Annotated in this window: 23 protein-coding genes and 1 pseudogene; 10 read left to right on the top strand and 14 right to left on the bottom strand. The window is 42.5% G+C overall.

All coding sequences use genetic code 11. From position 1 onward, the window contains the following. On the bottom strand, positions 1 to 224 hold a 224-nt coding region (locus tag KHS38_RS22015), incomplete at its 3' end, for a Crp/Fnr family transcriptional regulator (RefSeq protein ID WP_502887941.1). 264 nt (positions 225 to 488) lie between these two features. Further along, positions 489 to 599, bottom strand: a pseudogene (locus KHS38_RS22565) (alpha/beta hydrolase fold domain-containing protein); the annotation flags it as partial. Between the two features lie 539 nt (positions 600 to 1,138). On the opposite strand from KHS38_RS22565, the gene KHS38_RS22005 reads away from it, so the two are divergent. Next, on the top strand, positions 1,139 to 2,539 hold the full coding sequence (locus KHS38_RS22005) for an RtcB family protein (RefSeq protein WP_213491060.1): 1,401 nt from the start codon (positions 1,139 to 1,141) through the stop codon (positions 2,537 to 2,539). A 5-nt stretch (positions 2,540 to 2,544) separates the two neighbouring features. Next, positions 2,545 to 3,159, top strand: coding sequence for a peptide chain release factor H (gene prfH, locus KHS38_RS22000; RefSeq protein ID WP_213491057.1), 615 nt, complete (start codon positions 2,545 to 2,547; stop codon positions 3,157 to 3,159). A 364-nt stretch (positions 3,160 to 3,523) separates the two neighbouring features. On the opposite strand, the gene KHS38_RS21995 is transcribed toward prfH, so the two are convergent. The 5 genes from KHS38_RS21995 to KHS38_RS21975 form a co-directional block, all read right to left on the bottom strand. Then, complete coding sequence (locus KHS38_RS21995; protein ID WP_249665526.1) at positions 3,524 to 4,750, bottom strand: alkaline phosphatase family protein; 1,227 nt, start codon at positions 4,748 to 4,750, stop codon at positions 3,524 to 3,526. A 103-nt stretch (positions 4,751 to 4,853) separates the two neighbouring features. Further along, a complete protein-coding gene (locus KHS38_RS21990) occupies positions 4,854 to 6,311 on the bottom strand; it encodes a SusD/RagB family nutrient-binding outer membrane lipoprotein (RefSeq protein ID WP_213491054.1) in 1,458 nt (485 codons plus the stop codon). A gap of 18 nt (positions 6,312 to 6,329) precedes the next feature. Beyond that, positions 6,330 to 9,752 carry a SusC/RagA family TonB-linked outer membrane protein gene (locus KHS38_RS21985; RefSeq protein ID WP_213491052.1) on the bottom strand — a complete coding sequence of 1,141 codons (3,423 nt, stop codon included), beginning with the start codon at positions 9,750 to 9,752 and terminating at the stop codon, positions 6,330 to 6,332. Positions 9,753 to 9,890: 138 nt separating this feature from the next. Continuing rightward, complete coding sequence (locus KHS38_RS21980) at positions 9,891 to 10,883, bottom strand: FecR family protein (RefSeq protein ID WP_213491050.1); 993 nt, start codon at positions 10,881 to 10,883, stop codon at positions 9,891 to 9,893. 100 nt (positions 10,884 to 10,983) lie between these two features. Beyond that, on the bottom strand, positions 10,984 to 11,553 hold the full coding sequence (locus KHS38_RS21975) for an RNA polymerase sigma-70 factor (protein ID WP_213491048.1): 570 nt from the start codon (positions 11,551 to 11,553) through the stop codon (positions 10,984 to 10,986). Between the two features lie 340 nt (positions 11,554 to 11,893). On the opposite strand from KHS38_RS21975, the gene KHS38_RS21970 reads away from it, so the two are divergent. Together KHS38_RS21970 and KHS38_RS21965 are read left to right on the top strand one after the other, a co-directional pair. Continuing rightward, positions 11,894 to 12,187, top strand: a complete 294-nt coding sequence (locus KHS38_RS21970) for a hypothetical protein (RefSeq protein WP_213491046.1) — start codon at positions 11,894 to 11,896, stop codon at positions 12,185 to 12,187. A gap of 109 nt (positions 12,188 to 12,296) precedes the next feature. Continuing rightward, on the top strand, positions 12,297 to 12,476 hold the full coding sequence (locus KHS38_RS21965) for a BF3379 family histone-like protein (RefSeq protein WP_213491045.1): 180 nt from the start codon (positions 12,297 to 12,299) through the stop codon (positions 12,474 to 12,476). A gap of 830 nt (positions 12,477 to 13,306) precedes the next feature. On the opposite strand, the gene KHS38_RS21960 is transcribed toward KHS38_RS21965, so the two are convergent. Both KHS38_RS21960 and KHS38_RS21955 read right to left on the bottom strand, forming a co-directional pair. Next, positions 13,307 to 13,810 carry a hypothetical protein gene (locus KHS38_RS21960; RefSeq protein WP_213491043.1) on the bottom strand — a complete coding sequence of 168 codons (504 nt, stop codon included), beginning with the start codon at positions 13,808 to 13,810 and terminating at the stop codon, positions 13,307 to 13,309. A 2-nt stretch (positions 13,811 to 13,812) separates the two neighbouring features. Further along, positions 13,813 to 14,571, bottom strand: a complete 759-nt coding sequence (locus KHS38_RS21955) for a ParA family protein (RefSeq protein ID WP_213491041.1) — start codon at positions 14,569 to 14,571, stop codon at positions 13,813 to 13,815. 1,879 nt (positions 14,572 to 16,450) lie between these two features. Between KHS38_RS21955 and KHS38_RS21950 the strand changes: the two genes are divergently transcribed. Beyond that, positions 16,451 to 17,935: an MAC/perforin domain-containing protein gene (locus KHS38_RS21950; RefSeq protein WP_213491040.1), complete on the top strand. Its 1,485-nt coding sequence runs from the start codon at positions 16,451 to 16,453 to the stop codon at positions 17,933 to 17,935. Positions 17,936 to 18,274: 339 nt separating this feature from the next. On the opposite strand, the gene KHS38_RS21945 is transcribed toward KHS38_RS21950, so the two are convergent. The 5 genes from KHS38_RS21945 to KHS38_RS21925 are packed head-to-tail and all read right to left on the bottom strand — an operon-like array spanning position 18,275 to position 21,480. Then, complete coding sequence (locus KHS38_RS21945; protein WP_213491038.1) at positions 18,275 to 18,700, bottom strand: Fur family transcriptional regulator; 426 nt, start codon at positions 18,698 to 18,700, stop codon at positions 18,275 to 18,277. Positions 18,701 to 18,745: 45 nt separating this feature from the next. Then, positions 18,746 to 19,195 (bottom strand): hypothetical protein, encoded by a 450-nt coding sequence (locus KHS38_RS21940; protein WP_213491036.1) that lies wholly within the window; start codon positions 19,193 to 19,195, stop codon positions 18,746 to 18,748. Then, positions 19,192 to 19,629, bottom strand: coding sequence for a hypothetical protein (locus KHS38_RS21935; RefSeq protein WP_213491034.1), 438 nt, complete (start codon positions 19,627 to 19,629; stop codon positions 19,192 to 19,194). The genes KHS38_RS21940 and KHS38_RS21935 overlap by 4 nt, the downstream gene beginning before the upstream one ends. Positions 19,630 to 19,633: 4 nt before the next feature. Continuing rightward, a complete protein-coding gene (locus KHS38_RS21930) occupies positions 19,634 to 20,854 on the bottom strand; it encodes an ABC transporter permease (RefSeq protein ID WP_213491032.1) in 1,221 nt (406 codons plus the stop codon). Next, on the bottom strand, positions 20,851 to 21,480 hold the full coding sequence (locus KHS38_RS21925; RefSeq protein WP_213491030.1) for an ABC transporter ATP-binding protein: 630 nt from the start codon (positions 21,478 to 21,480) through the stop codon (positions 20,851 to 20,853). The genes KHS38_RS21930 and KHS38_RS21925 overlap by 4 nt, the downstream gene beginning before the upstream one ends. Positions 21,481 to 21,904: 424 nt before the next feature. On the opposite strand from KHS38_RS21925, the gene KHS38_RS21920 reads away from it, so the two are divergent. The 5 genes from KHS38_RS21920 to KHS38_RS21900 all read left to right on the top strand — a co-directional run. Continuing rightward, positions 21,905 to 22,798, top strand: a complete 894-nt coding sequence (locus KHS38_RS21920; RefSeq protein WP_213491029.1) for a glycerophosphodiester phosphodiesterase family protein — start codon at positions 21,905 to 21,907, stop codon at positions 22,796 to 22,798. A 316-nt stretch (positions 22,799 to 23,114) separates the two neighbouring features. After that, positions 23,115 to 23,651: a hypothetical protein gene (locus tag KHS38_RS21915; protein ID WP_213491027.1), complete on the top strand. Its 537-nt coding sequence runs from the start codon at positions 23,115 to 23,117 to the stop codon at positions 23,649 to 23,651. An 8-nt stretch (positions 23,652 to 23,659) separates the two neighbouring features. After that, complete coding sequence (locus tag KHS38_RS21910; protein ID WP_213491025.1) at positions 23,660 to 24,457, top strand: hypothetical protein; 798 nt, start codon at positions 23,660 to 23,662, stop codon at positions 24,455 to 24,457. Positions 24,458 to 24,546: 89 nt separating this feature from the next. Continuing rightward, positions 24,547 to 24,975 (top strand): hypothetical protein, encoded by a 429-nt coding sequence (locus KHS38_RS21905; RefSeq protein ID WP_213491023.1) that lies wholly within the window; start codon positions 24,547 to 24,549, stop codon positions 24,973 to 24,975. 460 nt (positions 24,976 to 25,435) lie between these two features. Next, on the top strand, positions 25,436 to 25,659 hold a 224-nt coding region (locus KHS38_RS21900), incomplete at its 3' end, for a Crp/Fnr family transcriptional regulator (protein WP_502887940.1).

The following is a 25,659-nucleotide window of genomic DNA, read 5'->3' as shown; positions in this document are numbered from 1 at the left end:
TTCTCCTGTGCAAAGTCGTATGTTTTATCTTCGCCGTCGTGATTAATGTAGTATCGCAGTATTCCCTTGGTTACAAAGCCTACCTGTTTGCAAACTTGTCCTTCTGCTAAAAAGAAGTCTCCTTTTTTGTAAGTTCTTTCTTTAAACAAAGAGGTGACGATCTCTATTTCTGCCGGACTTAAGCTGATTATCCTTTGTATGCTTTGAAGTAAGCTGTTTATCATGATAAGGGTGTGTCGTATTAAATATTGCATCAACAGCATAAGCCTGCAAGAACTTGCAATTGAAGCCGGTCAGATGAACACAGAAACTAAGATAAAAAGAAATTACAATGTGCAGTTAGTTTGGTTAGCTTACAGATCATTATACTTATTACTGCGTTTTGGGACCGGCATTCATTTTATTTAACAATAGTTGAAAGCCTTAAAAAGTTATAAGGCTTTCTTTTTAAATTAACTATAGCGGCGTGGTAGTATAGCTGCGACTATTTACCAAAAGCTGATTTTAGCTAAATTGTGTGCGGTTGGAAATTTATGCTCAGAGGCCAGCCGGTAAGCTACCGATACCACAATGGCGCCGGTTTGCTCAGACAGGGCCTTGCAGCTGGCATCATATTACACATCAATGTTAAAGCTGCCGCCGAGGATACTATGTAACTGTTATAAACAGGCTATGTGTTTTATTTGCCCGTTAAAATTTGGCTTTCTGCCTAACTTTGCTTTATCTTTGCCGCAATTCCTGATTTGTTCACCTTTAAATATCAAGGAATCATGACTGAACGTATTCACATATCGCCCCTTTCGCTTATTGCCTAACCGGCTGGCAGCATCCTGTTTTTATTTTATTGGAAACATACACATCCCTGTTGCTTAATGTAACTGGTTTTATATGCTTTTGCCTGCCTGTTAGTGTGGTAGCCTGATAGCGCCACAAAAGGGTATATCCCAACTCCGGGATGAACTAAAGCCCCATAAATCAATTAATTATTTAAAAACGCACAATCCCGTGTGTGCCTGAATAGCTATGCCATTTCTAAAAGGAAATGCTATGCAGGCAGCATTAAAGGTTGTGTGGAAATATTATCCGGGGGTAAGCTGCAAAGCAAGCATACTCGCTGGTTCAAATTTATATCCCTCACATGGGCAATTTAAAAATCAAAGATTTAACTAAAATAGGCTATACCGATAACCAGCTTCGCAGTTTGGTGGTTGGCATAGCTGCTAAAAATTTCAAGCATCACACGCCGGAGCAATTGCTCTGCCTGTTGGCAGATATTCTGCAGCAGCCGGAGCAGTATTTAAATGATCCGGCTGCCGGCAAAATAGCCGAAAAGATAATCGGTAAGCCGGAGGAGCCGGTATTTACAGCTTATGAGCTGCGTAAAGAGCCGTTGTTATATAAAACATATGGTGGGCAGCATATCGAAGTGGCAGCCCATGCGCAAATGGAACTGGCCATGCAACTGCCGGTAAGTGTTCAGGGCGCGTTGATGCCCGATGCACATATGGGCTTTGGCTTGCCTATTGGCGGCGTGCTGGCTACTGATCATGCGGTAATACCCTATGCGGTAGGCATGGATATTGGCTGCCGCATGGCGCTATCCATTATTGATGAAAGCGACAGCTTCTTCGATCGGTATGCTTATCAGGCCAAACAAGCACTGAAAAACCACACCCACTTTGGTATGGAAGGCGGTTTAGAAGTAAGGCAGGAGCATGAGGTGCTGGATAGTCCGGTGTTTCGGGAGCTACCTTTTTTGCGGCCGCTGCACGGCAAAGCCGTAAGGCAGCTGGGCACATCCGGCAACGGCAACCACTTTGTGGAGTTTGGTACTATTGAGCTTACCGAAAGCAACACATTGGGCTTACCGTCCAAAAAATATCTGGCCCTACTCTCGCACTCAGGTAGCCGGGGCTTGGGTGCAGCTATTGCCAAGCATTATACGCAGCTGGCTATGAATACCTGCAAGCTGCCCCGCCATGCCCAGCCGCTGGCTTGGCTGGATATGCACACCGAAGCAGGCCAGGAATACTGGCTGGCCATGACGCTTGCCGGTGATTATGCACGTGCCTGTCATGAGCGCATCCATGCCAATTTGCTGAAAGCTTTAGGACTGAAAGCCATTCACACAGTAGAAAACCACCACAACTTTGCCTGGAAAGAACAACTGGCCGATGGTCGGGAGGTGATTGTTCATCGCAAAGGTGCCACACCGGCACATGCAGGCGAACTGGGCATTATTCCAGGCAGCATGACCACGCCTGCCTATCTGGTGGCTGGAAAAGGTGCCGGCAATGCGCTTAATTCCGCCTCGCATGGTGCCGGCCGGGCCATGAGCCGGCAAAAGGCTAAAGACAGCATGACGGTATCAGGCTTAAAAAAGCTGCTGGCCGGTGCTGATGTTACCCTGATTGGCGGAAGCGTGGAAGAGAATCCGCAGGCCTATAAAAACATTGATAAGGTGATGGATGCACAACGTGCTTTGGTAGGCGTACAAGGCCGGTTTATGCCTAAAATTGTAAGAATGAGTAAAGACTGAGTATAATGAAAAAAGTAATTATACAAATTACCGCAGGTAAAGGCCCGGCAGAGTGTTGCCGGGCTGTTGCCAAAGTGCAGCAACTGATACTTAAGCAGGCACAGCAATTGAACATTCAAATTGATGTTTTGGACCGTGTTGAAGGCGAGCGGAAAAATACATTACGGTCTGCCACCTTTACGGCAAAAGGCGAACACTTAAATGTTCTGATGCAGGAATGGCAGGGTACGGTGCAATGGATATCGCCAAGCCCCTACCGCAAAGAGCATAAGCGCAAGAACTGGTTTGTGGGCGTTGCCATGTTTGATATCAAAGAGCTGCCTGTTTGGAGCGATGCAGATATCCGGCTGGAAACCTGCCGGGCATCAGGGCCGGGCGGACAAAATGTAAACAAGGTAGAAACCGCCGTGCGGGGTACGCATCTGCCTTCAGGCATCCAGGTGCTTGCCATGGACACCCGCTCGCAACTCGAAAACAAAAAGCTGTGCCTTGAGCGTCTGCAAGCCAAAGTACAAGCCTGGCAAACGGAGCTTCTCACCACACAACAGCAGCAGCAATGGCTTACTCACCATGCACTGGAGCGTGGCAATGCCGTGAAAACTATTCGTGAACCGTTGTAGGCCGCATTGGCGATAAACAATTTGATTGCACCTTTAGGTTTTGCTTAATGGCTTAGGAAACTGCGTAATACTACCCTAAGCCATTTTTAGCAATTCAGTTGTAAGAATATTTACGCAGGCCGTATTAAAGGTGCTTTGGGGGTTAATCAATTGTTAGGCAACATAAATCGTTAATGACTGCCTTTGAACAATGCCTCTATAGAGTTGAAATCCCATTTGCTATTGTCTGTGATAATGTCTGGAATAACGCCGTGCCCGTCACACCGGCCGCAGGCCAAAATGTAGCGTTTAAAAGCAGCCTTTTACATTAAAAAGCTGCTTTTAAAGAGGTATTTATGAAATCCAATTTAGCCGGCAACCAGCATTATTGCTGCTGATCCAGTACAATCCACTTGTTGATGGTATTGTTCGGAGCTTCCAGTACCACCTTGTAAAAGGCAGATGGTATATTGCTTACATTAACTAAAGCATGTTTGTTGTTTACCGGTACTTTGGCAAGTAACTGGTAATGATCGGTACCGCCGGTTTTGTAATTGTTGGTAGTTGTAACCCACACATTCACATCCCCTTTAGTTTCGAGCGCTTTCCAACTGATATCAATTTGGTTCTGTATAAAATTAACCTGGGCATCGGCAATAGATACCGGCCCGATCAGCGGCGTGCCATCCACTTCCTGCGCCACCTCTTTAGGTACTGACAATCCCATAAAACGCGCTATAGAAGGCATAATGTCTACTATGGCAGGCTGGTAGTAAGCTGCATAAGTATTCAATGCCGGGTAATTGCTCACCAGCCAGGTGGTACGCTGCCGTTGGGACTGGCCGCCATGACCACGCCCCGTTTTCTCATCCCTGCCATGGTCTGTTGTAAGAATGAGTAACCAGTCTTCCTTAAAGTTTTTTGTGCGGTAATTGATAGCATCGTACAGTTTTCCCATCTGCACATCAAGCTGCTCAACTGCATGATAAAACTGCGGACTATCACCGTACATGTGTCCCATATCGTCTGTATATTCCAGATAAACCCACGATAAATCAGGCGCGTCTTTTTTTAGGGTGGCAGCAGCTTCTGCAACTACCTTCTCGTCAATCTGGTGCATAAAGGCACGTTGCTTATCATGCTTAAAGTTTACCGTGTCCAACTCATACCCGTCAAAATACTGATCTACTTGCAGATTGCCTGCCGCCGGCAGATTATGCCCCAGCAATTTGGTGCGATTATCCGTCCAGCTTGAAAATATGGCTGTCTTTTTAACTGGATACTGCGTTTTAATCAGGCGAAAAATGTTTTGATAGTTGTAGTTAGGCTCGTTAATATCATTGTCGGGTACGTTGTGCTTGTTTACCCAGGTGCCTGTTAGCAAGCTGTTGTAACCCACGGCAGATATGGTAGGCGTTTGGTTATAAGTTCCTTTATCGCCACCTACATGTATACGGGTGTAGTTGCCATCCTTAATAATTCGTTTAATGTTGGGCAGATTCAGCTTTTCCACTACATCGGCCGGTATGCCGTCGGCAATGACGAACACCGCTTTTTTTGCCCGTTGCGCATAGCTGCTAAGGCTTATACAAGCCAATGCTATGAATATCATTTTTTTATGCATGCTGTTTATCTTAATATGTTTTTAATGGATACATAAGTATCACTATAAAAATAGTATTGCCAGGGTTATACGTTCCGGCAATACTATTCTGTCAGGGTTTTAATAGCCACATAGTGCCGTTAATATTATCGCCTTCCGGGTATTGCCGGGCAATGGCAGATGTTACATTTTGTTTATTCAGCCGCAATTCGCTTTCAGGATACATCCAGCGTTTAGGAATCCTTTTATTATTAAGCACACCTGCGCCCGAAACGTCAAACGCCGGGAAGCCGGTGCGCCGCTGTTCAAAAAACGGCTGCCAGCCGCTGTTCATAAAAGATGCAATATACTTCTGGGTGATGATTTTTTGAATAGCATCACCGGCAGAAAGTTGAACAGCGTTTTGTGCCAGGTACGTATCAATGCTGCTCTGGTCTATGCTGTAAAACAACATAGATGCCTGAATACCCTTTTTGTAGTAATCGCCGGCGTTGCCATTGATCCAGCCTCTTGCTGCTCCTTCGGCCAAAATAAACTGCAGTTCGGGATAACCCAGGGCAATGCTGGGCTCGTTTACCGGGTTGTTGTAAAAACGGGGATTGATTTTTGAAACTTCGCCGGCTACCGTGCGGGCATTGTTCTCATTTACCGGTGCGCTGCCTCTGGCACCGCCGTATGCGTTAAAATCGGTTGCCGGTAAAGACGCAAACTTGGGTGCTTTATCAGCAAAGCTGAACAAGCGGGCATCTTTCAATGATTTCAGCAAATCAACAAAAGTTTCTTCCATGTAATTTGCGGTCTGGATGTCATTATTGTTGAAATAAGGATACCGGTTGCTCTGCAAGTCATAAAACTTTAGCTGTGCGTTGTCTGTATTAGACGTAAATACCGGGTATTGATTAGGATTGTTAACAATATCGGCAAAACGCTTTTTGATTTCATAACGCGCATCGTTTTCTTTTAATGATAAGCTTAACAGTACCCTTAATGACAAGGAGTTGATAGCCCGTTTCCATTGCTGCATGTTACCGTTGTACACAATGTCATTTTGAATGGCAGGGGTACTGCCGGTAATCTGGTCATTGGCAGCCTTTAGGTCATTTAATATACTCAGGTAAATGTCTTCCTGCTTGTCATATGCAGGCACGCTTATGCTTTCATCGCCCTTTAAAGCCTGGTTGTAAGGAATATCACCAAACATTTGTGTGAGCTGCAGAAAATACCATGCCCTGAAAAATTTAGCTAAAGGCAAATATTCCGGCTTACCCATGGATGAGGCTGCCTGTTCCATTTTCAGTACCTGGCGCAGGTTGTTATAGTTATCATAGCTGCCACGTGTCCAACCGTAATACTGCTGCAAAGAAACAGCATCCGTGTAAACCATTTGCCGGCTTGCCAGGGCCACGTTGAGGTTGGTGGATTGAAAGGCGCTTTGCTCAATCGTATTTAGCAACAAATCTGGTGTGGATGAGGTAGATTTATTGGGGTCGGTTTGAAATTCACTGAACTTTTTACAGCTGGTTTGGGTGATTGCCATACCCGCTAACAGTATTAATAATAATTTTTTCATGAGTTAAAAGCTGACGGGTTAAAACTTAATGTTTGCGTTAAAGCCGATGGTTCGGGTTGATGGCGTTTGCAAATTATCCACTGCCGGATCCGGGTCTACGTTCGGCATTTTAGATAGCAGCAAAAGGTTGCGGCCCACTGCAGATACGGTGATCCCTTTCACGAAAGATTTCTGCAGCCATTTATTAGGCAACTGCCAGCTTAGCGTTACCTCACGCAGCTTTAAAAAGGTTTGAGAAAAATAGTTGTAATTATTGTTAGCGCCGTTGCTGGTGTTGGTCATGTAATCAATGTAATTTACGGCCTTAGTGTTAGGTGCAAAGGTTCGGGTGTCGCTGGTAATGTTGCCATTGGCATCGTAAGCTACCTGCCCGCCCGTAACCACCACGCCGTTGCCTACATAGGTAGATAAGCCGGCATTGGCATCAACCCGGTATTGATTAACCGTGCCCGGATGAGTACCGCCCCACCACATTTTCTGATTAGTGGTTGAATACATCATACCGCCCAGCCGGCCATCAACCAAGAATTTCAATGTAAAGCTGTGGTAAGAAAAGGCGTTTTCTAACCCATAAATTAAGGCAGGGTCCTGATTGCCAACAAACCGCTGGAATGTATCGTTTACAGGAAAGCCATTGCTGTCATAAATAACATTGCCTTGTGGGTCTTTCTGATATACAGAGGCGAAAATTTTATCCGTGCGATCACCTACCCTTAAATAATTCAATGTTTCTGCATTGCCATATATTTCTTTTAAGTAGCGCCTGTAATGACTCAGGTTAGCGGTGATATCCCATTTAAAGTTTTTGTTCCGGATAGGTGAACCAGATAAAACGAACTCTAAGCCCTTACGTTGATAAACGTTTCCATTTTGCAGCTGGCTGTTATAAGCACTGGTAATAGATACCGGGATAGAAACGATATTATTATAATCTTTCGTTTGGTAATAAGTGGCTTCCATGCTAAGCCGGTTTCGGAAGAATTTAGCATCCAGGCCAATCTCCCAGCTATCTGAAGTCTGAGGATGAAGGCTGGCATTCAATATTGCATCACCGTACGAAAGCGAAGGTAGATTGTTCCAGGTTATTCCCTTGTTATAAGAGGGCAAATAACTGTAGGTGTAAGCATTGTCATTTAAAGTAGCACTGGATACACGTGACCATGAACCACGTGCCTTTAGATAAGTAAACCAATCGGGCAACTTTGTCAATTGTGAAATCACTGCCGATGCGCTCACAGATGGATAAAAGAAACTGTTATTCTGCGTAGGTAAAGTGGAGATAATATCATTACGCCCAGTAGCAGAAAGGTATAACCCGTTTAAAAGCTCCAGATCCAAGACACCATATATACTGCTTGTTCTGCGCTCTTCTAAAAAGTTGGTGCCTTGTATAGGGTTCGAGGAATTGCTCAAATTGTAAAAACCAGGGATGTTTAACCCATCGGTGTTGGTAGAACTGTACTTGAAGTTACGGTAATAATTGTAACCACCCACCTGTGCATGCAGCTTGAACTTTTCGGTAAACGTATGGTTGTAATCACCAATCAGGTCGGTAGCAATGTCAAAATAATTTTGCGTAGCAACGGTAAATTGCCCTCTTGATTTATTGCCATATCCAATGTAGCTTTTTGGCTCCTTGTAGGTGCGGTTAAGCCCGTATGCGTTAATACCGTTCCGGAATTGTATGCTGAAAGCCGGGCTGATTTTGTAGTTTAAGTTCAGGGAACCGAAGGTGTTGTCCTTATCATAGCCTCTTAAATACTCATAGGCCTGAAAGTACGGGTTATTATAGTAAGAGTTGTTATAATTACGTTGTTGAATGCCTTCTTTACCCGGTATCCAGTAGTTGCGGAGGTCTTTCACATCCACATCCGCACCTGTCCATAAAATCAGGTTATACAGGTAATTAGTGGGCCCATATCCAGTTTCAGGAAAGTTATTGGTATACTGCCGGTTGTAGCTTAAGCGGGCATCCATGGTAAGCGCCTGCGATAATTTATAATTCCCCGATACATTAAATGAACTGTTCTTCAGGTCGGTATTAGGTACGATACCACGCTGGTAGATATGCGAAGCAGATGCCCGGAAGGCTCCTTTTTCATTACTTTGGGAGATACTGATATTATTGCTGGATATGATACCGGTTCTGAAAAAATCGGGTACATTATTTTTACCGCGTGATATGAACGGCAACGGTACCCGCTGACCGGTTGCCGGGTCAATAGGGCTATTAAACTGTGGTGTTTCAAAAAAGCCGCTTGGCGTGGTAGGATCCGGCTGGTCAAGCTTAGGGCCCCATATCCATCCTGAACCTTCCGGGCCGCCGCCCGAGCCATCAACGTAGGTGTATTTGCCTTTGAAGCCTGCTCCGTATTCGGTTTGTACTTTAGGTATACGGATAAAGCTCGGCTGAAACTCGGTTGTGGAATTCAACTCCACACTTAAATCCTTGCTTTTGCCACGTTTGGTGGTAATCATAATGGCGCCGTTTTGTCCTATGGAACCATACAGAGCCGATGCACTTGCTCCTTTCAAAATGCTCATGCTTTCCACATCATCACCATTGATTTTCCAAAGGTCGGCTGATTGATCTGGAATACCGTCAATTACAATCAGGGGTTTCCGTCCGCGCAGTGATATTTGCGGATCCTGGAAAAGGTCAGTAGAGTTTTGGATGTTTAAGCCCGCTACCCTGCCGGTAAGCGAGTTGATGACGTTAGGCTCACGTGCTACAACCAAGTCCGGGCCCTGAACTTCCTGCACGGCATAGCCTAACTTGGCTTTTTCCTTCTTAATGCCCAAGGCTGTAACCACTACTTCTGATAAGCCTTTAGCATCCTCTTCCAGTATGATTTTATAAGTGTTTTGCTCCGTAACTGTAACTTCTTTTTTGTGAAAGCCGATGTAGCTGATTACCAATATATCGCCTGTATTGGCTTTGATGGAAAATTCCCCTTCCTGGCCTGTCGTCGTTCCGGTGTTCGATCCCTTAACCAATATAGAAACGCCGGGAAGAATTTGATTTTTGTTGTCAGTAACCTGGCCTTTAATAATGCGCGCTACGCCCGGCGTCTCTGTGCTTGCTGCCTGCGGCTGAACGATGATTTGATGATTTAGCGTACGGTAGGTGAAATTTGCTTTTAGGGCTAATTGCTTTAATACCGTTTCCAGATTGCTGTTAGGTGCATCAATACTAATAGTTTTTTGCAGAAAGCCTGTCTGATTAACACAGGCAATGCTGTAGGGTGTTTGTTTTTGTATCTGTTCAAAAATTTGTAGCAGCGGCTGGCGTTCTGCATGTAAAGAACATTTAACCTGGCTAAGCGAAACATCTGCCGATGCGGCCACAGCGTAGGCGGTGTTAGTAAATAATAATATGATAAATAAAATACTGCTGTGAACAGAGTACCGTAAAAAAGAGATAGGTATCTTTTTTTTCATAAATTAGCTGATTCGTTAATTAAATGTGCAATTGTTTAATAGGCGATTTTTAACCGGCATCTTCGACCATGCCGGTTTACTTTTTTTAAGGGCATGCCTGGCATGCCTTAAATTGCTGCGTTCATTCTACTATTACGTTTAATGCTTTAGCGTGAAATAGATCTTGTTTCCTTCTATATGGTAAGTAATGTTGCCCGAAGCGGCTATTGTTTCTAACACATTTTGCAATGGCTCATTTCCAAACCTGGCATATAAATTAGTTTCTGCCGTAGCCTGATCGGCAAAAACAATTCTTACACCATACATCTGTTCGATTTTATGAGCGGCCTCAACCAGTTTCTCGTTTTTAAATATCAGCGTATTGGACATCCAGCCTTTTACAGCCAGGCTGTCTAAAGCGTAACGGTATACCTGGTGGTTAATATGGTTTACAGCCAGCTCCTGTCCGGGGCTAAGTAAATACTCATCAAGGCCATTATCTGATATGGTTACTTTTACTTTGCCCTCCAGTAACGATACCTTGGTTGCGTTTTGGTTTTGATAACTGCTCACATTAAAGTGAGTGCCTAAAACCTGTACATCTAAGCTGGCCGTATGCACAACAAAGGGTCTGTGCGGATTTTTGCTGACCTCAAAATAAGCCTGTCCCCGCAATTCAACATTTCTTTGGCTGCTAAAATGCCCGGGAAATCTTAATGTGCTTTGCGGCGCTAAAAAAACAGCAGTTCCGTCTTCTAAACGAATTTTTTTCTTTTGCCCTGCTGTAGTAACTACTTCTTTGAACTGGGTAGATGTAGGGCTGCTGCCAAAGTGATAAAAGAGCAAGCCGCTAAAAGTTAAAATGGCAACCACCGATGCGGCAATAGCATACCATTTAATTCGAGAGGTAGTATGGCTAATAACCGGTTTGTTAGTCTCTTGCCCTATTTTGCTCCGTAATTTGTTAAAAGCGCCGGAAACGTCAGCATTGGGCTTTGGCGCTGATGCTTGCCAGAGCAGCTTAATATCTTCAAAAATTTGTTCATGCTGTGCTGACTCGGCAATCCAATCGGCAATGCGTTCATTTTCTTCGGTACTGGTCTGATTGGCTAAATAGCGCGTAATTAGTAAATAGATTTCCTGCTCTTTCAATGTCTTTACTCTGTGTAACTATAAGCAAAGACGCAGATGAAAAGTGAAATCATGACAGCGTTTTGCGAATTAACAGAACGATAACATGATTAATATTGATCTAACATTGGCCCGAGGCCCGGGCAGATAAGTAGGCGTCTTTCAAAAATTTGATTGCCCTATACATATGGGTTTTTACCGAATTTACGGAGATATTCAACAGGTTGGCTATCTCCTGATAGGTAAGGCCATCATAACGGTTCATCCGGAAAACCATTTGCGTTCGTTCGGGCAATAGTGCAATCAGTTTTTCTATACCCTGAGTAAGTTCTTTGAACTGCAATTGCTGGTCGGGTATTTGGTAGGTCTGCTCAGGCTCATTTTCTGCCTCTACCAGCACAACGGAAACCATGTTTTTTTTACGGTAATAATCGTGAGTGCGGTTTTTAACGGCCTTGTAAAGGAATGAGGCTAAAGAGATATGTAAATGAATATTATGGCGTTGGATCCAAAGCTTAGCAAACACATCGAATACAGCTTCTTCTGCCTCGTCGGTAGGATAAGGCAAAAGCATTTTGCCATAACGCAACAATCCCGGATAGTATTTCTGAAATAAAGATTCAAAAGCCGGTTCATTACCGGCCCGAACTCTTTCCAGCAAGGCCTGATCTTCTGTACTGCCTGAGGTCATATCGGCAGCAATTATACGATAGTACCATTAAGCCGCTGTTAAGATCACATCAATATTCATCGTGCGCCGTTTTGATTGTGGCTAAGCCGGTTCTTTAATGCAATCAATCTGATTGCGGAGCGGCTGGTGCGTAGTTATGCAACCTGCCGTCAATTTTATCCCACAGATGTTGTTCAGGCTATTTTAAGGCCCCATAGTTAAGCTAATACGCAACCTCACTGCCTGTAACATAACGCATACTCATGTTAGTATTAACTTCAATATAAATCTTAATGAAATAACTTTTCATGCTCATGGCAGCACTGTTCTATAAGGCTTTAGTTTTTCTCAAAATACATTTATGGCCGTTATCAAAAATGGCAAAACCGGTGAAGCCCTTCCCGGTGCGACCCTGCTTTTACAAGGTACTATCAAGTTGCAATTACCAATACAAGTGACACCGTTATATTTAGATCATGGCAGTCATAATGATCCGTCGGATATCGACCTAACCGCCATTCTGGAGTTCAACCGCTTTACGCTCAATCCTAGGCTATGGGTGTATTTAAATGATCGTACAACATTAAATGTTGGTGACAACAGCACCATTGAGAATCGTATCGGCGGCGACCTGAATTATATCAAAGGCAAGTAATAATAGGGAGGTCCGTTGTGTTGTATTAGATCTCTGTCGTGCTTATATAGGTTGCCTATACGCGGTAAAGGTATAAATCCTTAATTTCGCATTTTATAAAATTAAAATAATGGACAAGTTTAGTGAAATTAAGCAAGTGATTGCCAGCATGGAAGCTGATGTGCAATCTTTCTATGAAAAAGGAAACAAGGCAGCAGGAACCCGTGTACGTAATGCTATGCAACAGCTTAAAAGCCTTGCTCAGGATATTCGTACTGAAGTTACTGAGCTAAAAAACAAGGCTGTTTAATATGCGCCCAAAAAGCCTGCTATCTACAAGTTGAGCAGGCTTTTTCGTTTACATACTATGCCTTTTAGTATGAGCTTTCTCCTCTTGATAAATGGATGAAGATTTTGCGAAATTAAAGGGGGCCATTAAATCGCTTAATTTTAATTATGAACCTCCATTTACAATCCCCGACAAAATATTAACATTTGCTGGCTAGAAGGATCGGCTATTGCCGATTAAAGTATCATGTTTGGAATTTGTCGGGGATAGCTTTAGCTAAGTGTTCCTGATTTAGGATCGGTAAACTTTTCTGGTTAAATGAGAATAGATTGTAAGCAGCTCATAATAAGCGCTTAAACCCCTCCCCTACTCACCCTGAATTCCCCTTGCGTACCTTCAAATCTCGGATTCCTTATCAACAATAGAAGCACAGTTAGATAAAAAACTTTGAAAAGTTAATAATTTGTCGGGGTAAAATAGCAATGCGTATTATTGATATGCCGTTTGTAACTTATAGACTTACAGGAAGATATAGTATACGATGGATACAGGTGTATCGATACTGAGTAAGTATAAGTGGAGAATGCGCAAGATGATAAAGATTTGAACCCTTGCTTTCTTCCCCGACAGAATCTTAACCCGACAAAATATTAGCTTTATGCGAGTCCTGTAGCCTATACTTAATGCTATTAATTATACACAACAATAATGAAATAACCCCTCCCCTACCGCTGTCTTAGGCACCTTTAGTGATATAAAGCTAATATTTTGTCGGGGATTGATTGCAGCCCTAAATTGAACGGCTTTTGTAGTAAGCTAGAGGTTATGAATAACCATAAAAAAAAGCGGGATTAACCCCGCTTTTTCCTGAATGCCGTTTTAATAGCTTCAATTTCTTCCTCGTGTTCCTTCAAATACTGACGTATAATGTTGCTTGCCAGATATTTTACCGGGTAGCGCTTGCCTTCTTCGTCCCTAACACGGGCAAGTTCATGCAAATCTTCCAACACATCATGGTAAAGCACCATCGTACTAAAGTTATTATCGTACATAGTTCCTCTGGTAAAGATATCACGAACGTTACTTTTCTTTTCTGCAGGCGTATTCTCCTGTATTTCAGGCTCAGCGCTGGGATTGGATTGAAGTTCCGCTGGCGCTACTTGTTCGGTTTGCTGCAGGGCTGGCTTAATATCAGCAGAATTTACAGCCGCAGTAACCGCTTGTTCAAGTGGTGCCGGTGCCTGGCCTGCCTGTTCTTCTTCAATCCGCTTCATGGCGTCGCTTTTCAGCAAGCCGGGATTATTATAAATATCGCTATCTAAGCCAAGTGAGGAGTATGCTTTTTTCTTTGCCATGTTTATTGCTGATTGGTAATGGAGGTTAAAAATTCAGTAGTAAATTCCCCCAAAAAGCTGGGAACAGATTCATTTTCAAATGTTTGTTTATTGAGAGCCAGTTTATTAAACAGCTCCGGATCAGGTATAAGTGTAGACGAACCACGGGTACGGAAGGTGTTTCTTTCATGGAATTTAGCATCCATAAAATGAAGCTGCGGGAAAATGCGTTTAAACTCTTCTTCCACATAGTTGTAAAAATCCTTATTCCGGCCAGGGTTATACTTATTCCAAAATAAATGTACCCCTTTGATGTTCTTATTTTCCGTCAGGATATTGGATACCAGATCTTTAATAAAGTCTATAGCAGAGTTTACCGAGAATTTATCAATATCCAGTGGTACAAAAAGATGATCGAGGTATTTAATGCCCTCCCTAAATTCCGGCGACTGTACAGAGCCCGGAAGATCCAGGAAAATGATGTGCTTATCGCGGTATTCGGTAAGCTTAGCTTTAAAATCGTCAACATTAGCCCGCACAATAGGATAATGATCACCTCTGCGTGCCAGCAAAGCTCTGTTCATTTTAAATTCTGTTGCGGTTGGGCTCACAGATTCAATATCCCGCAAATCAATCGATCTCCTTCTAAAAGCAGATGCCTGGGCATCCATATCTAATATGGCGACATCAAAATTAGTTTTAAAATAAATGTAAGTGGCAAGTACAACACTTACGGTGGACTTACCAGCTCCACCTTTCTGGGTAGCAACAGAAACAATCATGCATCAAAAGTAATAAATGGTAGTGATAAAGTAAATCAATTCATCAATATCCCTGCAGGCACGCTGATTTATAAGCTCATAAAGATACAAGTTAACATAACCATATATAATTATGCTGACAAAGCTATTTACACACCTCTCGATAAATAAAGATAGGTACATAAATATTGGTTAGTAAATGTATACATAATTATATGTACTAATATAATTATAAGCAAGCGTACATAAACATATGCATGCAATCATATAGACGTTCATACACACATTTATTCTTACCTACTAATACTTATATACGTATAGGTACACGTATCTATGTGAATAAATACGCACACAATTATGTCTTTATGATTATTAGTATCTATATCCGTAAGCATATACGTTCACACACGTGTGCGTATATATATATGTGAACACTATCATCTGCGTATAGATATATATGTATGTATAAAAAGCTCTGAGTTTTTAAGTATTTATGCCTATTTGATTTTAAGTAAAAAAACTTTTATGTTTAACGGTATATAAGTTAAATAGCTGGAACGTAGATGAGGGGCTGTTTGCTTTGATAGCTTAAATATTTACCTGTACGATGTATATTAAAGATAGTCAGATAGTTGGAGGTGTATCAATTATTTATATACAACGGTTTTTCTGCATAAAGGTTTAAATGTTTCCTTTTACTTCGTGTTAATGCGCTTTTTTTTATAGTTATTGGTTTATAGGTCGTTGTGTCTAAAAACATAAAAACATTATTGATTTTTTTAGAGGTATATATTCTATTCGCTTCACTAATTAAAGATAGAAGAGCGCAATTGTTCAAAACCAAAAAAACCTAAAAGTAGAAATGTGTGAAAACATAAAAAGTATAAAGGCTGACAGTTTAAATGTATTAGAGTGTTAATGCATTTATATTTTTAGTATTGGGGGTGGTTGTAACATGGTAAACCAAGTGTTTTGATAGGGCGGCATCAGTTTTAGGTTTCATATCAAGCTTTTCTTTTAGTGTACAAGCTCCGTTTAGAATATGCCTTTACTTAGACGCAACACCATGTGATGAACATACACTTTTGGTTATTCAGTGAGTTGTCGTTGTATTCGTTAAAGACAGCGTTGATCTCATATAGATTGAACTTGGTTTGAACGTTATAGCGATAAGGAGTGATTTGAGAAGATGCTTACAGTTTGTACTTCAACAATAGCATTGGTATCAACTGCATGGCATGCATATAGTGAAGGTTGCAGTATTGTATAAGGAAAACGGTCTAAATGTGTTACTGTATTTCGGATCAGTTTAAACTATGACTGGGTAGGGGATGGGGCAACATGTATTTTTATTCCAGACTATTTTATTTCCGGAAGCTGTTATTGTTTGGCTTTGTACAAACGATTTTGCTCTTCTTTAATTCATGTTTCATTCAGATGCTGGTAAATAAATGTTTCAGACTCACCTCTTGAAAAGTTGGTTCTTTCTTCCTGTTAGAATGAATGAGCATACTTAGAGAATGAAGGGGTGTAAACAACACCTGCTACGTCTATCTTAGTTACCGTTAATTATATATTTATATAAGAAAATTATCGCAAGCTTCATTAATCTACTCTCGTCATTCTCGTTGCCAGTATCGCTTTAATGGCGGTGTAAAGTTTCGTTTGTTCCTGGGCTTCAATTGGATGGCGGATATTAATAATCGCAAGTGATGGCCCAGTAATATAAGAAGCTTAGGTTGAGATAAAAATCGACATTTCGAAAAAGCTACAAAGAATTCTTATAGAATCTAAAGCTGTAAACAGTGCATAAAGATGGAAAAATAAAACAAAACGATAATTAAATTTAAATAATAATTAAAATTGTTCTATATTTGGTGCAAATCTTATTACATATTTAATGAAAAAACAAACGAAAGTTGCACTCGTTCTATGGGTGCTAACAGCCGCTCTGGCTGGTTGTAAAAAGGATGAAAAAATCACTACTACTAATCCAAGTCCACCAGTAAGTAAAAAAGTCCAGTTATCAGCAGGGGATGGTAAGTGGGACCTGTTAGGATACGGATTGGACGTTACCGGAGACCTACTTGACCTTTCAACCGTATCTGATGCGCCAATTATTGACATGGAGAAGTTTGAAAAAGATTATCTCAGCAGACTTAACGTTGGTACTACAATAAACGGGTCATCAAGGTTTTTCGCAGGTCTTTCAGCAAAGGATTACACAAAAGAAGTTAGTAAGACAATGTCATTAGAGGCGGGGGTGAACCCTAGGCCTAAAATAGAAGGGGCTGAAAAAAACCCCTTCCAGGCAAATTTCTCTGCAAGTATAAACAGGAATAGTTCTGATGGTAATACGTATATGTATTCCAGTAGATATTCATACGCAACTTATGAAAGCCTTGTTCAAGTAAAAAGACTGAGATTTACAGAAGATGCAAGTATAGATTTATTGTATAAATATTTAACTCCCGAATTTTTAGATAACGTTCGTACAAAAAGTGCGGAAGAGTTAGTACAAAGATATGGTACTCACATAATGTTAGATATCAGTATTGGGGGGCGTCTTCGATTCAATTATAGTGGTTTCATCGAAAATGAAAGTAATACCACTAAAAAGACGTCGACATTGAAAGCAGGTTTGGGAATACCTATATTTAAGGCCCTTAATGTTAATATTACAGGTAGTTTAACTAAAGAAGAGATGACAAAACTTGCGACAGAGACTCGTAATAAAGAGTACACGGTCAAGTTTTATGGAGGAACAAATTCAGGTAGGAGTGTTGCGTTTGATCACAATGGTAATACATCTGAAACGTTAAATATTGCAAGTTGGGAACAAAGCGTTAATGCCAGCAATGCAGCGTTAATTGATGTTGGCAAAGCCGTATATCTCTATAACTTTATTGCAGACCCTGTGAAAAAAGCTCAAGTTAAGGCAGCTGTTGAGAAGCATATAGCAGACTCCCAGATCAAAGAATTAGGTGAGGCTCCTGTTCATGTATTCTATAATCAAAGGGCAAACGTGTGGAGATATGAGTTTAATCCCGAGAATTTATCTTATTTACATGACGGTAACTGGGTAGATAAAGGTGTTTACTTCTATGCAATGAAAGAACAGGTTCCTGGATCGGTTCCTATTTATGAATACTATGCACCTACAACATCCGATTGTACATGGGGGCAGGGTCGTGAAACTAATTCTTACTGGCAAGGTGGGGGCATAAAGTTTTATGCGTTTCCTACAGCCCAACCTGGTGCCACTCCTGTATATCGTTATTATCATCATGCTTCTGGCCGTTCTCACTTTTTGGGCACCGATCCTTCAAGACCGACGCCTCCAGATCAATGGACTGTTGAAGGTGTGTGTTTTTATGCCCCATGATAATAAAGAAGGTATATTAAAATTTGGCAGATTAGGGTTCTACGTTTAAATGCTCAAGATAATTTAAGGCCAGGTGGCCTACTATATATCGCAACGAATGTGTATCCCTAATTGACAACTTCTTTCACAAATAAAAAGCCCTAACAAAAGTTAGGGCTTTTTATTTGTCCATCTTAATGAAAAATTCAGGTATTCAAGAATTAGACGGCTATAATGAGATATGTTTAAAATAAAAGAAATCAAGTCTCCAGTAGTAGCGTAATGATCCTGTTCTGTTATTTAAAAGAACGGTGTTGAGCAGATATCTACACAATATTAACCCAAATCATTTCAGCTATTTTAGGATTGCTGATTACAGTTTTTGCAAACACCGGTAATAGAGAGGCTTACCGAGCTGGTTACAAATCCCTGCGGTATTTGTATGGCTGGCAAATGCAAGTCGTTCAAGCAGTATACCTTATCGCAATTGGTGCAGTTGAAATGGAAGTGCTCATCATGATGTTCGTGTACGCTGCATTGGGAAGAGCAAATGGCATAATTGGCCGTGCCATGCAGGTCAATCACTTTGTGCACGATTCCTTTTTCTTCGAAGGTTTTCAGGATGCGGTATAAGGTTACCCGGTCTACCTCGTCGCCCATCATCTTCTCCAGCGTAGGCTGTGAAATGGCGGCATCACGGTCGGCAATTATTTCCAGCACACTGATTCTGGAATGAGTGGCCTTGAGGCCGGTTTGGTGTAATAGCCCTGCAAAATCCCTGTTCATAACCTTGGTCTATCTTTAAGATTGCAAATCTACATAAAAATGCGGTTACTGGGTAAGGTTGGCTTTTACCAGGCTAATGGGCGGGTAAACAGCCGCGTTGCGGTTGTCCAGTTTCAGTGTGCCCTTTACCGTTACGGTTTCAAAAGTGAATTTAACGGGTTCTGTCATTTCCACCATAATCATGGTAGGTATTCCGTTCTTACCGCAATAAAAGCACTGGTTGATAGGCAGGGTAGAAAGCATGAACCGGGTTTGCTTCATGCCGTCTTTAATGGGCACCATGTAGCCCTCCAGTTCAAATGGCCTGCCCGAAAACCGGGTAATCATTTCCGTGTAAACGGGATACATTTCATTAGGCTTGGTGGTTTTGAATTTAACGCTACCGATGATATCCCAGTTAAACGAGTCGATCTGGTCAGTAAAGGCGTGCTGGCTGGTTTGTGCCCAACTGATTGAACACGGAAGCAAAAATAAGAGCAGGAGTAACTTTTTCATTTTTTCTGAGGTGCAATAACGGCATTTATCATGGCATATTCATGCTGGGTGTTTCCCAAATCGTTTAATTGGAATTTGCCTTTTACAAAGATAATATGCTCGGAGTATGGCACAGGCTGCATCATTTTAACGAGTACCATAGGTGGATATTTTCCGGAGCCGCAAAAGGCGCATTGTTCAACAGGTAAAACAGAGAGCAGAAATTCCTTGTGCTCCCGGCCTACTTTGATAGGAATTAGGTAGCCTGATAATTCAATCACTTTATTATCTATTGCTTTTAGCGCAGGCGGATAAATCACTACCGATTTATTATTCTGCATTTGGTAAGAATAAGTATTGAGGATTTCCCAATTTGCAGAAGTTACCGCATGCTGTGCAAAAGTAAGGCTGGCAAAAAACAGCAGATAGGCTACTAAGCTTAGTTTTAACTTCATAGTATTATCCTTCGCTAAGTGTACCTGCAATATCTGTTCGGTAAGCTTGCAGGGCCGGTAATAGGGCTGCGGCAAAACCAATCAGTAAACCTGTAACGATCAGATATAACTCGGCCGGATCAAATATCAGTCCGCTTAAACGGGCCTGGCCCGAAGCCTGAAAGTGACCGATCAGTTGCAGGGTAAGGTGGCCGAAAAGGAGGCCGATTATTGAGCCTATCAAGGTCAAAACCGCACCCTCCAGCACGATCAGGCTAAAAAGGTTCAGGCGCGAAGCGCCGATGGTGCGCATTACGGCCAGATCGTAACGCCGCTCTTTCAATGAATTATACAGGCTCACAAATACGCTTACGCCCGAGATGACCATAATGAGTACGGCAAACCATTGCAGGGTATCCACACCAATGCCGATCAGGCTAAACAGCCGCGCGCTTTCCATTGCCGGCGAAGCCGCCTGCATGTTGGTTGACTGGTTCACCATGCGCGGAAAAAGCACAACCGACATTGGCGAACGGTACTGAATCAGCAGTGTAGTAATCTCTTTCTCGCCACGCTCAAATGCTTCGGGCTCGCCCGGGTTATGTGTTTCTTTTTCCTGATGCTCTTCTGCCGTTTCATGCATGCCCCAAACGCTGGCTATATTGGTTAAAACCAGGTTGTCTACCACGTTATTCTGCGGTTTAAGTATACCGGTAACCTTATAGGCATGTGCCTTATGCACGTCAGATTGGCCGGTAAGGCCGTGGGCACCATAAAATTCGCTGCCTATACTTAACTTTTGTGCAGCAGCCACGTTAGCACCAATGGTTACTTCAAAGGTGTTTTGCCAAAAGCGGCCCTTTGCAACGGTTAAGCCATAAAGGTTCACAAATGAAGTATCGGTGCCAACAATGCGATAACCACTATAGTTATCGCCCAAAGCCAGCGGAACGGCCCGCTTCACCAACGGGTTGGCAGCCAGTGCTTGCGCATCGCTTAGCGGAATGTTCCCTGTTGGGAAATCAATGTAGTAAATGCTGCTTAACACCAGCTGCAGGGGGCTGCCTTTAGCGCCAACTACCAGGTCTATATCTTTGGCATTTTTCTCCAGTTTATCATTAATCTGTTTGCCTGCCGATAGCAGCACCGTTAAAATAGCGATACCGAAAGCAACCAACAGTAAGTTCAGGAATGCATTCAGCTTGTTTGCTTGCAGGTTTTTAATGGCAATGGTTAGTACGTTCATGTATTTAAGTTGTACTGGTTGGTTAAGCGTTCTTTAACGCGTTTATCATGCGTAGATACAACCAAAGTGGAACCATTTATAGTGGACTGGGTAATGAGCAATTCCAGCACGGCCGCCGCGTTACCATCGTCAAGGCTGGATGTAGGTTCATCTGCAATAAGCACTTCCGGCTGGTTTATCACCGCCCGGGCAATGGCCACACGCTGCAGCTGCCCCTGGCTCAATGTGGCAGGAAGGTTATGCGCTTTATGATCTATATTAAGGGAAGCCAGTACCGTGCTGATCCGGTCCTGATTTTCCTTCAATCCGGCAAAGCGCTGGGCAATCCGCAGGTTCTCGGCAACGGTCAGGCTTTTGATCAAATGCGGTTTTTGAAAGACGATACCAATATGCCGGCCCCGGAATTTATCAAGCCGGGTATTGGATAAGCCGTACAGTGCGGTATCATTGATTGTAACTGAACCGCTTTGAGGCTTTAGCAAACCGGCCATAATATTGATCAGGGTTGTTTTGCCACTTCCCGAATCACCAAGTAACAGCCAATGGGTGCCTTGTTCAATTTGCCAATCCTTAAATATCAGGTTGGTATTGCCGTATGTATGTTTAACCGCATCAATCCTAATCATAGCTATTGGTGATCTTGTTTGTGAATTGGCTCGGTAGCCTGTTTTATTAAATGTGCCCTTAAGTAACTTTGATAAACAGCCTGAACATCCTGCTGTGGATGCTTACAGGCAGGCTGCAACATAGAAACAAATATAAGCAGCAGCCATTGCCATTTACGTAGTGGTAATTTAATGTGCATGAGGTAACTTTTATCTCTTTACAAAACTAATAAAATGCAACATTATTGCGTTATGTATTGTTGTTGCTTTTGTATATTAATGATGTTTGAGTATGGAGGGAATGAGGTTGCTGGCTTAACCTCTTATTAATACTCGTTTTATTTTAAAAAGTGCAGCTTTGCAACGGTTACGTAACGATACATACTAAGCTCAATAGCTGTGTAATGCAGTAAAATAATAACATATACACTAATCCATTTAATACATGCTTTTAGCAACAAAACGTTTTCTGCTTCTTTTTGTCGCATTAGTTTCTGCCGGTTTTGTTTACGGTCAGCCTTATTTGCTAAAATTTAAATCGGTTAATGAACTGCAGCAATTCATGCAATGGTCGCCAAACAGAATGCCGTTGGTAAGCTGCCACCGTGGCGGGCCAGCTCCGGGTTATCCTGAAAACGCCATAGAAACGTTTGCTCATAGCGTTCAGTATCACCCCAGCATTATTGAATGCGATGCCAGTTTAACCAAAGATTCGGCCCTGGTGATGATGCATGACGACCGGCTGGAACGTACCACTAACGGCGCAGGTTATGTGCGCGATAAAACTGCGGCGGAATTGAAAAGCGTATTGCTGAAAGACAATGAAGGCACCGTAACCTCTTATCACATTCCAACTTTAGATGAGGTGTTGCAATGGGGGAAAAATAAAGTGTTATTTACCCTGGATGTAAAGCGGGGCGTGCCCTACCGCATGATTGTGGATGCAGTACGCCGCAACAAAGCCGAAGCCTACAGTATTGTTATTACCTACAGCGCCAATCAGGCTGCTGAGGTGCACCAGCTGGCACCCGACCTCATGATTTCTGCCTCGGTGCGTAGTGTGGCCGATCTGGAACGGCTGAACAAAATGGGCGTACCTAATAACCGCATAGTCGCTTTTATAGGAACTTCTGCGGCAGACAAATCTGTTTATGATGACCTGCACAGTAAAGGTATATGGTGTATTTTGGGTACAATGGGCAACCTGGACAATAGCGCCAAGGCTAACGGCGACAAGCTATACAGTCGCCTCATTAAAGAAGGTGCCGATATACTGTCTACCGACAGGGCTATAGCCTGCGGAAATGAATTGTTACAACTGGCTAAAGCAAAGGACTGACGATTCTTGTACCACAGATTCGAATGCTGTTGATTCAGCAATAGAGGAAATCTAAAGTTTTAAAAAGCCTGTAAATTGTTTATTTACAGGCTTCCTACTTTAATTCAGCTGCAAAGAATGCCAATGTTCTCGTTACCTTTCCGGCTACCTGTTCTGCTTTTTAGTTTCAGTTTATAGACCCCGCCGCCTATGCAAACACTTACACCCATTATGGGTTTAATACAGCAAGAACAACATTCCTTATTCACATTACATGAACAGATTTTATAGTTTTTGTATTCCTTTATTATTCATTGCCGGCATTCACGTTCCAACTATGGCGCAACAACCTCAGGAAGCTGTTGCTGTGCCTGCTAATGTAAAAAGCTTTATTCCGGAAGGCTACGAAGTGCTTAATTTTACCAAAGGTGATTTAAACCGGGATACTCATCCCGATGCTATCATGGTGCTTTACAAAAAAGGTGAGAAAAAGACGTCTGACGTAACCAGTCACCCGGAAAAACGGCCACTGCTCGTATTAACCGGGCAGGCAGATAAATCCTACAAATTAGCTGCACGAAGTAATAACGCCGTCTACTGTATAGACTGCGGCGGCGCTATGGGCGATCCTTTTACTGGTATTACCATCAAGAATGGGTATTTTTCTGTGGAACATTACGGCGGGGCTGCCGGGCGCTGGACACGCATCATCACCTTTAAGTACTCGCCTGCCGATCAAAAATGGCTCTTGCATAAAGACGGTCATGAATATTTTGATGCCACGGAACCTGACAAGGTACAGACCAAAGTGAGAACGGTCAAAAACTTTGGCCGTGTACTTTTTGAAAATTTTGATATTTATAAAGACTTATAATAGCCTATATGAAAAAAGCTCATCTGTGTCTGCTCTGCACATGGTTGTGTGTATGGAGCGTTACCTTGTTTTTAACAAGTGCTGTTCAGGCACAGCCTGCAGGAACTACCAATTTCTATGACGGTATAAAAAGTTATAACCTGGCAACGCTTTGGCATGCCGATCGTTTACGCTGGCCGCTTCAAAATCATACTGAAGCATTTCCGGAACCTTATGGTATTTTGGGAAAGAACCACCAGCGCTTTTACATTCACTACACTGCGGTAACAAAAGACCCGGCTAACCCTTACCGCTATCAGGTGCAAGGCAAAACCCGGGTGGGTAATCAGGTGCGCCCTTTTACAGGTACTATTACCGTTACACAGGCGGGTATTTACAAAGCCAATAGTTTATACGCGCCGGAGAGTTATAAAGGCTATAAAAGGGGGCAATTGGTTTGCCGTGTTGAATTGAATGAAACGGTTACGGCGCCGGGAAGCGGTGCAATTAAAGGTACACTGACAACCAATTTTTGCATCAACTCGCAGAATCAACTTTTATATGATACCCTCGACTTTGGACAAGGAACGGATTATAACAATCAGTTCAAAGGCACACTCACCACTTATAACAGCAAAGCACCACAGGCGCTGCAGTGGGGCGATTATACCATCCGTGATTCAAAGTTCGATGACATGGACGGCCTCACAGTACCGGCTGAATATGAGAAGTACGGCTGGAAGAGCTTTGTTGATGCTATCCCTAATGATTTGCGCCCCGCCAGCAAGGCAGCTATAGCCGAAGAAAAGCGGCAGTGGTGGAAGTGAAAACTTCAATAGATAATTAATACCTAAAAGCTTGAAACCTTATTAGACAAGGCTCCAAAATTGTAAAAACCTGTTTAAATACTGTAAAGATGCGTATCTGTCAAATTAGCTTATTAATCGGGGCTCTGGCTTTGCTTTTCGGGGCATGTCAGCAAAAGCAAAAGAAGGATAATCGTAAAAAATCGCCGAAAGCAGCGGTGCACAAGGCTGCATTAAATGAAGAAGACAAGGTTGTAAATTTGATTATGGACCTTGAAGAAGTTAAAAGCAAAAGCGCTCAGGTAGAAAAAGCAAGTCAAGGTAAGCGGCATTTAGCTACATATGTTGAAACGCCGCCCAGCAATACAGATCCCGATTACTGGGTAAAGGTAGCAGAGGATAACGGAAGTAACTATGTTACCTATTATACATTTGCGGTAAACGGCAAAACTCTTCAGATCCGTTATTACGATGTGGCGCAAGATTCGCTAATCTCTATTAAAGAATGGCGCAGCACTACACCTGTTGATGAAAGGTAGTAATAAACAGGTGTCGTTATAATTCTATAAAAGACGGCTGCGTTGACGAAGGTCTTAACTTAGCCTGATTGTAAACTTGTGAAGTTAGATATGCCGTGCAGCAAAACCAGTTGCTAAAAGATACGGCTCATCACATTTATCAATAAACACCTTAGCAAAGCTTCATTAACAAAGTGCACAAAAGTAACTAACCCCGCCTACGGAATTTGTTACTACAGCCTCGAATACATGGGTTTATAACCGCCATCTTTTACTATATCAGCTACTGGGCTATAAAACCTAAAAGGCAATACATGGAATTACAAAACGTCGATCGCCTTGCTACATGAAAATAGCTCCTGCAACCGCCAAAATTTTATGTGGTTTTTTATCTTTAGGTCGGCACTTGAACTGACCGAATTCATTCGCGCAATTTGCCAAACTGTTACCGTTATTAATCATTTGCGAGCAACAACCTACCATGATACAGAACTTGCTTGATAGCATACAAAGAATAATCATCCTAAGCCCGGCAGAAATAGAGATCGTTACCTCTTTATTTAAAGAGAAAACTTACAAGAAGGGAGACTTCTTCTTAGCAGAAGGGCAGGTTTGCAAACAGGTAGGCTTTGTAACCAAGGGAATACTGCGATACTACATTAATCACGACGGCGAAGATAAAACATACGACTTTGCACAGGAGAA

This window comes from Mucilaginibacter sp. Bleaf8 (assembly GCF_018390515.1).
Lineage (GTDB): Bacteria > Bacteroidota > Bacteroidia > Sphingobacteriales > Sphingobacteriaceae > Mucilaginibacter.
Note: the sequence above shows the minus strand (reverse complement) of the source record. Positions and strands in the feature narration are given on the sequence as shown.

Coding starts and splice junctions, on each gene's coding strand:
- KHS38_RS22005 (WP_213491060.1), top strand. CDS start 1,139: ATGGGCAATTTAAAAATCAAAGATTTAACTAAAATAGGCTATACCGAT.
- prfH (WP_213491057.1), top strand. CDS start 2,545: ATGAAAAAAGTAATTATACAAATTACCGCAGGTAAAGGCCCGGCAGAG.
- KHS38_RS21995 (WP_249665526.1), bottom strand. CDS start 4,750: ATGATATTCATAGCATTGGCTTGTATAAGCCTTAGCAGCTATGCGCAA.
- KHS38_RS21990 (WP_213491054.1), bottom strand. CDS start 6,311: ATGAAAAAATTATTATTAATACTGTTAGCGGGTATGGCAATCACCCAA.
- KHS38_RS21985 (WP_213491052.1), bottom strand. CDS start 9,752: ATGAAAAAAAAGATACCTATCTCTTTTTTACGGTACTCTGTTCACAGC.
- KHS38_RS21975 (WP_213491048.1), bottom strand. CDS start 11,553: ATGACCTCAGGCAGTACAGAAGATCAGGCCTTGCTGGAAAGAGTTCGG.
- KHS38_RS21970 (WP_213491046.1), top strand. CDS start 11,894: ATGGCCGTTATCAAAAATGGCAAAACCGGTGAAGCCCTTCCCGGTGCG.
- KHS38_RS21965 (WP_213491045.1), top strand. CDS start 12,297: ATGGACAAGTTTAGTGAAATTAAGCAAGTGATTGCCAGCATGGAAGCT.
- KHS38_RS21960 (WP_213491043.1), bottom strand. CDS start 13,810: ATGGCAAAGAAAAAAGCATACTCCTCACTTGGCTTAGATAGCGATATT.
- KHS38_RS21955 (WP_213491041.1), bottom strand. CDS start 14,571: ATGATTGTTTCTGTTGCTACCCAGAAAGGTGGAGCTGGTAAGTCCACC.
- KHS38_RS21950 (WP_213491040.1), top strand. CDS start 16,451: ATGAAAAAACAAACGAAAGTTGCACTCGTTCTATGGGTGCTAACAGCC.
- KHS38_RS21945 (WP_213491038.1), bottom strand. CDS start 18,700: ATGAACAGGGATTTTGCAGGGCTATTACACCAAACCGGCCTCAAGGCC.
- KHS38_RS21940 (WP_213491036.1), bottom strand. CDS start 19,195: ATGAAAAAGTTACTCCTGCTCTTATTTTTGCTTCCGTGTTCAATCAGT.
- KHS38_RS21935 (WP_213491034.1), bottom strand. CDS start 19,629: ATGAAGTTAAAACTAAGCTTAGTAGCCTATCTGCTGTTTTTTGCCAGC.
- KHS38_RS21930 (WP_213491032.1), bottom strand. CDS start 20,854: ATGAACGTACTAACCATTGCCATTAAAAACCTGCAAGCAAACAAGCTG.
- KHS38_RS21925 (WP_213491030.1), bottom strand. CDS start 21,480: ATGATTAGGATTGATGCGGTTAAACATACATACGGCAATACCAACCTG.
- KHS38_RS21920 (WP_213491029.1), top strand. CDS start 21,905: ATGCTTTTAGCAACAAAACGTTTTCTGCTTCTTTTTGTCGCATTAGTT.
- KHS38_RS21915 (WP_213491027.1), top strand. CDS start 23,115: ATGGCGCAACAACCTCAGGAAGCTGTTGCTGTGCCTGCTAATGTAAAA.
- KHS38_RS21910 (WP_213491025.1), top strand. CDS start 23,660: ATGAAAAAAGCTCATCTGTGTCTGCTCTGCACATGGTTGTGTGTATGG.
- KHS38_RS21905 (WP_213491023.1), top strand. CDS start 24,547: ATGCGTATCTGTCAAATTAGCTTATTAATCGGGGCTCTGGCTTTGCTT.